The following is a 12,539-nucleotide window of genomic DNA, read 5'->3' as shown; positions in this document are numbered from 1 at the left end:
TTATGAGAATACTGATTATTGCCCCCACTCCTTTTTTTGCTGACCGGGGGACGCATATTCGAATACTGGAGGAAGCGCTGGCTCTGGAAAAACTGGGCCATAAGGTTACCATTGCCACTTATCATATCGGGAAAGACATTGAAAAAGATATCAAGACCTCCATTGATGTGAGAAGGATCAGGCGCCTTCTTTTTTGGTATAAAAAACTGGAGGCCGGTCCCGACTGGCAGAAGATAATTCTTGATTTGATGCTTATCCGCAAGGTGTTTAATTTGGCCAGAACCGGCCGACCGGACATTCTCCACGGACATCTTCACGAAGGAGTATTGGTCGGGTGGATTGTGAAGAATTTGCTGTTTTGGAGAAAAATGAAATTAGTGGCCGATTTTCACGGGAGCTTAACAAGAGAAATGATCTCTCATGGATATTTGAGCGACGGGATTCTAAGGGGCGTTTTTAAATTTTTGGAAAAGCTTATTGATAATTTGGGTGACTACGCTATTACTAGCTCCTGGGAAAACAGCCGGGAAATTTCCCGCTGGCGCAAAGATGGCAAAGTAAAGACAGTGCCGGATGGAGTTAATCCAGAGCATTATATCCATCTTCCTGCCAAAGAGGAATTGAAAAAAGAGCTGGAACTTACTCCGGATAAAGTAATTATCACTTACACCGGCGCGCTGGTGGCCAATAAAGGCATCCGATACTTGCTGGATGCTATTCCGCTAGTTTTAAGAGCGACGGACAAGGCCTATTTTGTCATCGGGGGGTTTCCTATAGGAGAAATAGAGCATTATGTGAAAAAGCACACTCTGGAGAATAGTGTGCGGCTAGTTAGCCCGCTTAATTATTTTGATCTGCCTCAATTGCTCGGTGCCAGTGATGTTGGCGTCGATCCCAAGGATTCCTCCGCCTGCCAGGCCAGCGGAAAAATTTTGCAGTATATGGCAGCTGGACTGCCGGTGGTTTGCTTTGATAAAATTAACAATCGGGAATATTTAGGAGAAGGGGCTTATTACAGTACCGAGGTTTCCGCTCAAGGTATTGCCGATGGTATCCTGCATTTTCTTCGCCATCCCGAAGAAATGAAAACGAAAGGCGAAATCAACTATGAAAGATCCAAAAATTTCAGCTGGGATAAATCGGCGAAGAAAATAGAAGAAATTTATGCGAGGCTGCTAAACAGCCCGAAAATAAAATGACAAATTGTAATTATAGTTACAGTCATAATTGCGGCTATAATTGCAGTCATAGTTATAATCAAGACCAAAGCCATCACTTTACCTTATTACCTAATATGGTAAAATAATGAAAAGTTGATTTTTTCGCATTTTTTATGGCAAAAGTAAAAACTCATCTAGTTGATCGCAAGGAAAAATACAGGATTATAGGAGAAATGTACGAAATCATTAGCAACCTTAAAACAAAAAAAGAAATCGTTGATTTTTTTATGGGTCTTCTTACTCCCAGTGAGTCGTTAATGCTGGCTCGGAGAATACAGGTAGCCGAGATGCTGATGGAGGAAAAAAACTATGACGAGATTAGCAAAAAGTTGAGGGTAAGTTTTCAAACAATCGCTAAAGTTTACCAATGGCTTCACGGTGAAAATGAGGGATATAAGCATCAAATTCTCGAACAAATAAAAAGAAAAGAAAGGCGCAGCAAGAGAAAATCTGATACCTATGAAAGTTTGCTTGACAGATATCCTCATCACCGGTTTTTAAAGGAATTGCTTAGCTAAGCGTTTACCGCATGACTAGTAGCAGGATCGACTTTAAAATTAACCATAAGATATTGTTTACTACCTTATTACCTAATATGGTAACAAAGCTAGAGCTTGTGGTATGGTGATATGGTAATGAAGTTTATTTTTTATGAAGCTTTTGGTGATAAAATTTGGGAAGGCGCTGAAAACGCTTGAAAGAGAAGGATTATTGAAGGGCGGAAAGCGCGTGGCTAAAGCTTTTTTGGCTATGTTTCATTTAGTCGGTTCCGGCGACATTCTTTTTATTACCAACGGCGTGGGGGACAGCGCCCGCTATCGAACTTGGCACGTGGCTGAGGAACTCGGCCTTCACGATTTTCGCTGTTCCGTCACCATTCAGGACAATCCTTTTCTGCCCCGGTACGCCAGCCGATTTAAAATTTTTATTTTTCATAGGATTCTATATACTTCCGCCATCCGAAAATTAATAGAAAATATCAAAAGTCAGAAAAAAGAAATTATTTTTGAGACGGATGATCTGCTTTTTGATCCTAAGTTTTTTGAACAATCCGATTATTTCCGCAAAATAAATGCCTTAGAAAAAAAGCTGTACGAGGGAGGGCTAGGAAGCGGAATCCTAAAAGATCACTATGTGAAGGTCTGCACCACCACTACGTCTTATCTGGCGGATAAATTAAAAGAATACGGAAAGAGGGTCTTTGTCGTGCCGAATAAATTATCTAATGAAGATTTAACTGTCATTGGAAACCTACTTAAGAGGACCGTCCTCGAATCAATCGAGGACGGTCCTCGAATTCGAGTCGGCTATTTTTCAGGCACGGCAAGCCACGATAAGGATTTCGCCACAATTACTGATGCGCTGGAACGAATAATGGAAAAATATCCTCAAGTTGAATTGCTGTTAGTTGGACCACTGGATACTGATGAAAAAATTAATAAATTTAAAGATAGAGTAAAGCGATTGTCCTATGCTCCTCGCGAAAAACATTTTGAAAATATCGCTTCGGTGGATATAAATCTTGCGCCGCTGGAAATTGGAAATCCTTTCTGCGAAGCCAGATCGGAACTCAAATTTTTTGAAGCCGGGATTTTGGGAGTGCCCACCGTGGCGGCCGCCACTAGGACTTTCGAGGGAGCGATTGCTGACGGCATTGACGGTTTTACAGCCAGAAGCGCGGACGAGTGGTTTGAAAAACTGGAAAAATTAATTTTGGATAAGAATTTTCGCCTAGAAATGGGAAAAAAAGCGAAGGAAAAAACTCTGGCGAGATATACCAATAAAAATAGCCACAACGAAAAATACTACCGATATTTATTCGGAAACACTGGAAAATGATAGGTTTTATTAATTACTATATCTAACTATTTCATACAGAATGAAAAATGAACTTTTAGATTATGAAAAATTTTACACGGAATACTGGATAAACGCGTTTCAGAATGGCAGAGAAGATTTTGGGGATTTAGATCTTGCGGTAATTTTTTTAGATAAAACTGATTTATTGAAAAAAGAACATTTTATTCTCGAGGTTGGTTGCGGTGTCGGAAAATTATGTAATTTTTTATATAATCATGGTTATAGAAATATCATCGGAACAGATATATCCCATTCGGCCATTAATTATGGCAAAAATAAATTTCCGCGTTTGCAGCTTCAACAAATGGACGCAAATTCATTAAAGTTTAATGATAATTATTTTGATGCCTGTCTTTCATTTGATGTGCTGGAACATTTGCCAGACATCAGAAAACATCTTAAAGAAATTAATAGAATTTTGAAACCAGGAGGACATTATTTATTTCAAACGCCAAATATACTATCAAACGGCATTATAGAAACAATACGCTACAAGGGATTCGGCTGGAAAAAATACCACCCCTCATTGCAATTTTCATGGTCATTGAAAAACAAGCTGGTAAAAGAAGGATTTGATGAAATAAAATTTATTAAAATTATTCCGCTAAGTGATTATAAGCTGAAAATACTTCCCGGATTTATAAAATACATTGTGAAATTTATTCCCTGGAGTCGCATTCCCATTTTTCTGCAAACCGGATTTTATGTGATAGCGTCAAAAAATAAGCAGGATAAAGTATATTAAAAAATATGCTAGACAAGAGCAAAATTTTCGATCCTTATGTCAGCAGTTATTTCGGCCGGATTCACGATGTCGAAAACTTAGAGGAAAGCTATGAGATCTTTTTCCGCTATTACAGAAAAAATCTTGAGAAATTTCTTCCTCTTTCCAAAAGTGCTAAAATTGTGGATCTGGGCTGCAGCATCGGTCAGCTGCTCTATTTTTTTAAAAAAGCAATGGCACGCACTGTGCAGAATTTATCGTGGGATGTAGTAGGGAGAAGGATTAATGAGGTATATCAAATTTTATAAATCAGAAATTATGAAATGCCCCATATGCAGAAATGAATGTAAAATTCTGTTCGAAGACGGGAAAGATTATTTTATTCTTGACGGAAATTCTCCCTCTTTCGGCATAGCTTACTGTAATGACTGTGAAATCGGTATTTCTACTCCGTTCCTTTCCGATGAAGAACTGTCATCTTACTATCCTGACGAATATGAAGCTTACAAACCCAAAAAATCATTTGCAGCATTTCTTCAGACAAAAAAATACCGGGGTGATTTAAAAATTATTTTGAAAAATACATCATACAATAATTCTACATTGTTCGAGATCGGATCGGGCAGGGGTGAATTTTTAAATGAAGCAAAAAAAATTGGATTCATTGTTGAGGGAATAGAACCGGGCAAAAGCGGGATAGAATTTGCAAAAAATAATTTTAATATTGATTTACAGAATGGCTTTGCATCCGGCATAAAATATAATAAGAAGTATAATATCATCGTTGGCCGTCATGTATTGGAACATATTAATGATTTTAATAAATGTCTCACCGATATTTTTCAAAACGGTTTGGATGATTCAGGTTTATTGTTTATTAAAATTCCCCGTTTCGATTCATGGGAAGCAAGATTTTTCGGAAAATTCTGCAGTGGTTTTGACCTGCCCAGGCACAGAGTTCATTTTACAAAAAGGGGTGTAAAAAAGCTGCTCTTCCGGGTTGGCTTCGAAAATATCAAGATACTGAACGAAGTAGTTCCATCGGATATCATCAGGGGTTTACAATATTATTCAAAACACGGGAGCAATTCTTTTCTTATTTTAGGAGCCAAAACTTTTAATATGTTCCCATACATTATGAAACTCTTTTTTGCACAAATCACCGGAATTTTTTTATCTCCGCTGGGAACCGGCAGAATGATAATCGTGGCAGGAAAAAAACAGACTAGCCAGAGCCATCTCACCAAGACGATTATCGCTATTGCCCGAAAAGAAGAAAACAAGCCGGATGGAAAAGCGGCGGTAATTATCGCCAACTGGAACGGAAAAGAATATTTGAACGATTGTCTTTTCTCGCTTCGCCATCAGACCTATAAAAATTTCAAAATTATTCTGGTAGACAATGGCTCTTCGGATGATTCGGTATCATTTGTTAAAAGTAATTTTCCCGAAATTGAAATTATCAGTTTGCCGGAAAACCAGGGATTTGCCAAGGCGAACAATATCGGGATTAACAAGGCCTTTGAAGACACGAGTGTTGACTATATTGTAACTTTAAACAACGATACCAGAGTCGATCCTGGCTACATTGAGAAAATGATCGAATGCGCCGTGCGGCACCCGGATGCCGGATCGATCCAGCCGAAAGTGATGAATTTTTTCAACCCCCAAATGATTGATAGCACCGGAATTGAAATTTATTTTGACACCAGTGCCATAAACCGGGGGCAAAAAGAGAAAGATATCGGCCAATATGAAAAAGAAGAAGAAATTTTCGGCTCAAGCGCCAGCGCCGGTCTCTTTGCGCGCCATGCTCTAGAAAAAGTCAAATTGAGCGAAAATGAATTTTTCGACGAGAGCTATTTTTCCTACCAGGAGGACGTAGATTTGGCCTGGCGGCTTCGTCTGGCCGGCTTCAAATCCTACTATTGCCCGGAGGCGAAGGTCTTTCATGCCCACAGCGCGACAGGAAAAAGCTACTCGTCGTTTAAGGCCTTCTTTATAGTTAGAAATCAATATTATAACATCGTAAAAAATTTGCCTTTTTGGATCTTAATTAAGGCCTTTTTATTTCTTTTTGTCCACTATATTTTTTCCTTTTTTGGTATATTCATCCAAAAAGGCCAGATTTATGAATTTCGAAAAACAAGAGAAAGAGAGGGAATAATAAAATTGTTGCTCAAAAGCTGGCGGGACGTTGGCAGAAATCTTCCAAAACTGATTGAAAGAAGAAGGTTAATTAAAAAAATAAAACAGGTAAGAAATAAAGAGATAAATAAGTGGTTTAATAAATTTAAGGCCTCACTGATAAAAATAGCTTTAGACAAATAATTATGTCCCGCACCAAATTCCGAATATAAATTTCAGTACTATTAAGTTTATACTCACGGAATCGCCTGCGGCTTAGCTAGTGAAAATGCAAATTTTAACCAATAGAATTGGTACGGGATGCTCATTTTTGTAGCTTCTCGTTCCTCGAAGACAAAAATGGCAAAAATTTTAATCACCGGAGGAGCTGGATTTATCGGTTGCCATCTGGCCAAAAAGCTAATTGAAAGAGGAGACAAAGTTGCGATAGTCGACAATTTTAATGATTATTACGATCCTTCTCTTAAGCACGACCGGGTAAAAAACTTGCTTTCCGGGAAAAAATTCAATCTTTATAAAGGCGATATTCGGGACTATGGTTTTTTGGAGAAAGTATTTAGAAAAGAAAGACCCGACAAAGTGGTCCATCTGGCCGCGATGGCGGGAGTGCGCTATTCAATTCTCAAACCCCTTCTTTACGAAGAAGTAAACATTAAGGGAACGGTTAATCTGCTGGAACTGGCGGTAAAGCACAAAATTAAAAATTTTGTTTTCGCTTCCTCTTCTTCGGTCTACGGCGGAAATAAAAAAGTTCCTTTCTTGGAAGACGACAGAGTGGACAATCCCGTTTCTTCCTATGCTGCCACCAAAAAAGCCGGCGAACTCCTGGCGCACGTTTACAGCCATTTATACGGGCTTAGGATCACCTGCCTTCGCTTTTTTACCGTTTATGGACCCTGGGGACGGCCGGATATGGCCTATTTTAAGTTTACGAAAAATATACTGGAAGGAAAGACAATTGACGTTTACAATTACGGCAAAATGATGCGCGACTTCACTTATATTGATGATATTGTTGACGGGACTATCAAGGTGCTAGACAAAAATTTTCGCTACGAAATCGTCAATATCGGAGCGGACAAGCCGGAAAAACTAACCCGTTTTATTGAGGTAATTGAAAAAGCCGTGGGGAAAAAAGCCAAAAAGAGATTTTTGCCCATCCAGCCCGGAGATGTTCCGATGACAGTGGCGGATGTCAAAAAACTCCGCAAACTCGGCTGGAAGCCGAAAACGAGGATAGAGGAGGGAATTGAGAAGTTTGTGGATTGGTATAAGGAATACTATCATGTAGCATGAAGCATGGAACATGTAGCAAGGCAACAAAAAAACGGAGCTGAACTCCGGTCATAAACCCATTTAAAAGACCACCTCATCAATGTTCTCTTATATCCACTCTCTCTAGTGTCCATCTGCACCCGCTGATTGTCTCCCCCTTTTCGAAGAACAACCAACAAAACGCAAATTTCACTTTTTACTTTCTCCCCAAAGGTGGTCTTTACATTTAGTACTACAATCTAGATTGAATTTTCTTTCATTGTTATATCCGGAATTGGGCCTTAAGTAAGCCATATTTTTGCGGTATTGTATCAAGAAAAATAATGGCTTTGATCAGGGTAATTTTGATGTTTTAATTTCGCCAAGAAGTTGCTATAATTACAGAAGTATGACACACCATGAGAATTATAAAGAACTAATTTGGGCTTTAGCCAAGACCGATTTCAAGCTTCGCTATCAGGGTTCGGTTCTGGGCTATGTGTGGGCGATTTTGAATCCACTTTTGGTGTTTACCATTCTTAATTTTGTTTTTTCTTCCATCTTCGCCCGCGGCTCCGGAATCAAGCATTATGCCCTCCAGCTTCTGGTGGCCATAATCCTTTTTAATTTTTTCTCGGAAGGAACCAAAGCGGGAATGGCCTCTTTGATTTCCAAGTCGTCGCTAGTCACTAAAATTTATGTTCCCCGCTGGACGATAATTGCGGCTTCCACTATCAACTCGGCTATGATATTCATTATGAATCTTATCGTTATCGTGTTATTTTTCATCTGGAAGCAATTCACGCCAAGTTTTGAGGCAATTCTTCTGTTTCTGTTTTTTTCCATCCTTACTTATGTCATAATTCTCGCCTTTTCTTTTTTTACCGCGCCTCTTTACGTGAAATTCCGGGATCTTCTGATGATCTGGGGAGTTCTCACTATGATACTTTTTTACGCCACGCCAATAATCTATCCCCTCCAGCGGCTTCCGGAATACGTCCAGCAGATTATTCTCATAAGCCCCATAGCGTTTATCATCCATTTTACTAAAGAAGCGCTTATTGATAACCACTTTCCGGAATTGTGGCAGACCGGCATTTTTATTCTAGCGACTTTACTGTTTTTTGCTTCGGGAATTTTTGTGTATAAAAAAACGGTGCCAGGAATTGCGGAAGAAATATAGGTCATATAACATGAAACATGTAACATATAACAAATGAATGAAATTGCTATAAAGGTAGAAAACGTCTCTAAGACCTTTAGGATTCCTCATGAAAAAATCAACACCATGCGGGGAGCTTTTGTTAATATGTTCAATAAAAAGACCTATGAGGAATTCAAGGCGCTGGATAATGTTTCATTTGAAGTTAAGAAAGGGGAATTTTTCGGGATTATCGGCCGCAATGGATCGGGCAAATCCACGCTTTTAAAAATTTTAGCCGGCATTTACCAGTCGGACAACGGAAAAGTTGAAATCAATGGCAGAATCTCGCCCTTTCTGGAATTGGGAATCGGTTTTAACCCGGAACTCTCCGGCCGCGATAACATTTATCTCAATGCCACTGTTTTAGGACTTTCCCGTCGGCAGATTGAAAAAAAATTTGATGAAATTGTAGCTTTTTCAGAACTGGAGAGATTTATTGACCAGAAGCTTAGAAACTATTCCTCCGGAATGCAAGTACGCCTTGCTTTTTCCGTTGCGATTCATGCCAATCGAGATATTCTTTTAATGGACGAAGCGCTGGCAGTTGGAGATTTTAATTTTCAAAAAAAATGCCTTGATATATTTAGACAATTTAAAAAAGAAGGGAAAACAATTTTTTTAGTTTCTCACAGTATGGAAACTATTGGAGAGTTCTGCGATAAAGTAATTTTGTTAGATAATGGAAAAATTATAGATATTGGAAAACCAGAGAATGTTATTATGGACTACTATCGGAATTTGATGGCAGATACAGAAGATGCAGAAGGTAAAAAGGAAAATGAAAAAAAGGAAAAAAATAAAAAAGAAAAAAAAGTAGAAAAGGAAATAAAAAGTGATAGAATTTTATCAATAAAATTACTAAATAAAGATGAACTTGAGAATAATGTTTTTAAAAGAGGGGATAAGGTTATAGCCCAAATAGAATTGCAAATTAAAAATTTCAACGAAAGGTTGCATGTCGGGTTAGCAATAATAGAAAAAAATAAAAATTTACTTGTTTGTGCAAATAATACATACTTTGATGAGTATAATCATTCGTGGAAAGAAGGGAAAAATGTTATTCAGATTGTTTTTCCTGAAATTAGTTTGAATAGAGGCGATTTTTATCTAGCATCCAACTTATTTATTGGAGATCCAATTGAAAAAAGAATGCTAGATTATTATGACAGCAGAGAAGAAGAATATTATTTTCAGGTTGTGCCAGAAAATCGAAGAAATGGAATTTTTTATGCTGAGCACGAATGGAAACACTTATAAGCATAAAATGATTAAAAAAATTTCTTAAAAATGAATAAATTAAAAGTCAGAAGTATTCAGGAATTATTTCATAAAAGTTTTAATATCCTGAAAAATAAAAGAATAAAGGAATTTGCAAAAAATTTTTATTTTCATGCAAAGTATGGCAGAAAATACTTCAGTAAGCGTGAAAACTATAAAGAATTAGAGAAAAATATGGTTAATAAAAATTTTGAAAAGTTTAAATTTATTGATAGCTCAATAACTTGGTATGGTATTACTAAACAATTGGAAAGAAATTTAATTAATTTAGGATATGAACCCAGCGAAACAGGAGTGAGTATTTGTTATGCGAATGATATCGGAGAAGTTGACCCTTATTCATTAAAAAAGATAAATCAAGAGAATAGAGTAACACTAAGGAGAGCTCTTGATTCAAAAGCTGATTTTCTTTTTTATAGTCAAAAAATATGTGACAAGTGGTTTAAAGATAGAAGAAACTCTTTTTACTTGCCATCGGGAGTTGATACAAATGTTTTTAAGCTTTATGACGGGATCGTAAGAGATGTCAATGTCGGATTTGTTGGAAAGAGGTACGATACTCCAGTAAGAAAAGAATTTTTGAATAAACTATCGTCAGATGAAAATAATTTTAATTTTGTAATGGCAGAGAAGGACAATTTGTTTTTCGAAAATTTAGCTAGATTCTATAATCGGTGCAAAATTGTCGTAAACGACAGCCAGCAAAATGAAATTACGATGAGGATGTTTGAAGCTACCGCTTGCGGATGTTTATTAATAACTAGAAAAGTTCCATTTATTGATGAATTATTTGAACCAGGAAAAGAAATCGTGACTTATAATAATAATGAAGACATGATTAAGAAAATAAAACATTACTTAAAAAACGAAAAAGAAAGAATTCGTATTACTGAAAACGGAAGAAAAAAAACACATTTAGTTCATAGTTATTATGATCGCGCGCGATTTATTGTGAATAAAATAAAGGGAGAAAGAAAAGCAAGCTTTATAACAAATGAAGAGAAATATATTGCTCTTTATGATAACTTACATAATGCTTTGCCAAAAGCTCAAGAACGATTATTCGATCCAAGTTTACCTGATACTAATGTCAAATGGAACATAAGAGAAAGAATGCGCAAAACGGTTGCGCTTTGTAGGGGAGATGTCTTAGATGTGGGCACTCAAAAAGGCGGATATTTATTACATGCAAGAAAAAATCCAGAAGTAAAAAGATTGGTTGGGATAGACATATCAAAAGATTATATTATAGAAGCGAAAAAAAGGCAGCCCGATGTTGAATTTAAAGTAGGAAGAATAGAGAAAATTCCATTTCCCAATGAAAGTTTCGATACTATTATGGTAACTGAAGTTTTAGAACATATTCCTAATTTGATGAAAGGAATTTACGAATGTAAAAGAGTAATGAAAAAAGACGGTCAATTATTAATATCAGTTCCTGACTATGATTATGAAGAAGATCCTTATCACGTTCGGAATTTTACTAGATTTGATTTTACTCAATTATTCGAAAATATGAAAGTTAAATTTATAGATTTAAAAGATTGCTTAAATATTCTTGTTAGGATAACAAATAGATAATGATATGTCAGTAAAGAATCCAAAAGAATTTTGGTCGAAAATTTCAAATCTTGAAAATTGGCGAGATTATATACTACCGAGAAATAATTTTGCTGATTTCGACAAGGAAGGTTACGCAGAAGCCCAACGACTTTTTTATTTCTATGATAAAAGTAGTGTAGTGGTTGATTACGGCTGTGGCATTGGGCGGGTTGCAAAATATGTAGCTCCCCGAACGAAAAAATTTATAGGATTGGACATCAATCCCGATTTTGTAGTGAAGGCAAGGGATTACGTAAAGGAAGAAAACGTCGAATTTTATACTATTGATCAATTCAAGAATATAGAATTTGCAGATCTCGTTTATTCACTAATGGTTTTGCAACATAACGATGCGGATCATCGTCAATTAATAATAAGTCATATCCATCTATTATTAAAAAAAGGTGGTGTGGCAATCATTAATTTTCCCAGATTTGAAAGTGATTACTATCAGGAAAATAATTTCTTGCATAAATTTAAGCGTGAAGAAGTTGATAATTATGGGTGCATATTTTCTTCTTGCAGAATAATCGAAGGAAATTTGCCAAACTATGAAAAGGAATTTAATAATAAAATAAGCCACGAATATTTTATAATTGCAAGAAAATAAATGAAAATTTTAATTACAACTCATCATCTTAAAAATAGAGCAGGTTCGGAGCTTTTTACATTTGACTTAGTAATGGAATTTAAAAAACGTGGTCATGATGTCTTTGTATTTTCCAACATCTTAGGAAAGGTTTCAGAGGAAATAGAGAGATCGGGGGGGATACCAGTTACAAACAATCTATCTGATTTTGTGAATGAAAATATTGATATTATCCATGCGCAACACAATACAACAGCAATGATGGCTCGCTCTGTTTTTCCAAATACTCCCATGGTATTTATGTCTCATGGCATACTGCCGGATTTGGAGCAACCACCAACTGAAAATTTGAATATTTTGAATATATTTAAATATCTCGTAGTGAGCAATGAAGCAAAGGATCACCTAACTAAAAAATACGGTATAAGCAAAGATCAGATTAAAATAGTACGCAGTTTTATAGATACAAATAAATTTTTCCCAAAAAAGGAAGTTAATTTATTTCCAAAAAAATTATTAGTAGTAAGCAATCATTATAGGAAAAACACCAAGGAAATAATTGAATCAGCATGTAAAGAGTTAGGCATTGAAGTAACTCATGTAGGCCTTCCAAATAATTCCGTGGAAAATGTGGAAGATTTTATCAATGATTCTGATATA

12 protein-coding genes are annotated in these 12,539 nt (G+C 36.5%); all 12 read left to right on the top strand.

What is annotated here, in order from left to right:
* Window positions 1–2: 2 nt before the first annotated feature.
* Entirely contained in the window at window positions 3–1,199 is a 1,197-nt protein-coding gene (locus NT136_03050) for a glycosyltransferase family 4 protein (protein MCX6765912.1), read from the top strand.
* Between the two features lie 134 nt (window positions 1,200–1,333).
* The gene (locus NT136_03045) at window positions 1,334–1,738 is read left to right on the top strand and encodes a YerC/YecD family TrpR-related protein (GenBank protein ID MCX6765911.1); all 405 of its coding nucleotides are present in this window, start codon (window positions 1,334–1,336) and stop codon (window positions 1,736–1,738) included.
* 133 nt (window positions 1,739–1,871) lie between these two features.
* Window positions 1,872–3,059 (top strand): glycosyltransferase, encoded by a 1,188-nt coding sequence (locus NT136_03040; protein ID MCX6765910.1) that lies wholly within the window; start codon window positions 1,872–1,874, stop codon window positions 3,057–3,059.
* Window positions 3,060–3,099: 40 nt separating this feature from the next.
* The gene (locus NT136_03035; protein MCX6765909.1) at window positions 3,100–3,825 is read left to right on the top strand and encodes a class I SAM-dependent methyltransferase; all 726 of its coding nucleotides are present in this window, start codon (window positions 3,100–3,102) and stop codon (window positions 3,823–3,825) included.
* 5 nt (window positions 3,826–3,830) lie between these two features.
* On the top strand, window positions 3,831–4,112 hold the full coding sequence (locus tag NT136_03030) for a hypothetical protein (protein MCX6765908.1): 282 nt from the start codon (window positions 3,831–3,833) through the stop codon (window positions 4,110–4,112).
* A gap of 10 nt (window positions 4,113–4,122) precedes the next feature.
* Window positions 4,123–6,135: a glycosyltransferase gene (locus NT136_03025; GenBank protein MCX6765907.1), complete on the top strand. Its 2,013-nt coding sequence runs from the start codon at window positions 4,123–4,125 to the stop codon at window positions 6,133–6,135.
* A 156-nt stretch (window positions 6,136–6,291) separates the two neighbouring features.
* On the top strand, window positions 6,292–7,248 hold the full coding sequence (locus NT136_03020) for an SDR family NAD(P)-dependent oxidoreductase (GenBank protein MCX6765906.1): 957 nt from the start codon (window positions 6,292–6,294) through the stop codon (window positions 7,246–7,248).
* A 367-nt stretch (window positions 7,249–7,615) separates the two neighbouring features.
* Complete coding sequence (locus NT136_03015) at window positions 7,616–8,389, top strand: ABC transporter permease (GenBank protein ID MCX6765905.1); 774 nt, start codon at window positions 7,616–7,618, stop codon at window positions 8,387–8,389.
* Window positions 8,390–8,422: 33 nt separating this feature from the next.
* Window positions 8,423–9,667 carry an ABC transporter ATP-binding protein gene (locus NT136_03010; GenBank protein MCX6765904.1) on the top strand — a complete coding sequence of 415 codons (1,245 nt, stop codon included), beginning with the start codon at window positions 8,423–8,425 and terminating at the stop codon, window positions 9,665–9,667.
* A 30-nt stretch (window positions 9,668–9,697) separates the two neighbouring features.
* Window positions 9,698–11,269 carry a glycosyltransferase gene (locus NT136_03005; GenBank protein ID MCX6765903.1) on the top strand — a complete coding sequence of 524 codons (1,572 nt, stop codon included), beginning with the start codon at window positions 9,698–9,700 and terminating at the stop codon, window positions 11,267–11,269.
* A gap of 4 nt (window positions 11,270–11,273) precedes the next feature.
* Window positions 11,274–11,900, top strand: coding sequence for a class I SAM-dependent methyltransferase (locus NT136_03000; GenBank protein ID MCX6765902.1), 627 nt, complete (start codon window positions 11,274–11,276; stop codon window positions 11,898–11,900).
* The coding region (locus NT136_02995; protein MCX6765901.1) for a glycosyltransferase at window positions 11,901–12,539 on the top strand (639 nt) is incomplete at its 3' end.

It is taken from the genome of Candidatus Moraniibacteriota bacterium, from assembly GCA_026396275.1.
Lineage (GTDB): Bacteria > Patescibacteriota > Minisyncoccia > Moranbacterales > JAPLXC01 > JAPLXC01.
Note: the sequence above shows the minus strand (reverse complement) of the source record. Positions and strands in the feature narration are given on the sequence as shown.

Coding starts and splice junctions, on each gene's coding strand:
- NT136_03050 (MCX6765912.1), top strand. CDS start 3: ATGAGAATACTGATTATTGCCCCCACTCCTTTTTTTGCTGACCGGGGG.
- NT136_03045 (MCX6765911.1), top strand. CDS start 1,334: ATGGCAAAAGTAAAAACTCATCTAGTTGATCGCAAGGAAAAATACAGG.
- NT136_03040 (MCX6765910.1), top strand. CDS start 1,872: ATGAAGCTTTTGGTGATAAAATTTGGGAAGGCGCTGAAAACGCTTGAA.
- NT136_03035 (MCX6765909.1), top strand. CDS start 3,100: ATGAAAAATGAACTTTTAGATTATGAAAAATTTTACACGGAATACTGG.
- NT136_03030 (MCX6765908.1), top strand. CDS start 3,831: ATGCTAGACAAGAGCAAAATTTTCGATCCTTATGTCAGCAGTTATTTC.
- NT136_03025 (MCX6765907.1), top strand. CDS start 4,123: ATGAAATGCCCCATATGCAGAAATGAATGTAAAATTCTGTTCGAAGAC.
- NT136_03020 (MCX6765906.1), top strand. CDS start 6,292: ATGGCAAAAATTTTAATCACCGGAGGAGCTGGATTTATCGGTTGCCAT.
- NT136_03015 (MCX6765905.1), top strand. CDS start 7,616: ATGACACACCATGAGAATTATAAAGAACTAATTTGGGCTTTAGCCAAG.
- NT136_03010 (MCX6765904.1), top strand. CDS start 8,423: ATGAATGAAATTGCTATAAAGGTAGAAAACGTCTCTAAGACCTTTAGG.
- NT136_03005 (MCX6765903.1), top strand. CDS start 9,698: ATGAATAAATTAAAAGTCAGAAGTATTCAGGAATTATTTCATAAAAGT.
- NT136_03000 (MCX6765902.1), top strand. CDS start 11,274: ATGTCAGTAAAGAATCCAAAAGAATTTTGGTCGAAAATTTCAAATCTT.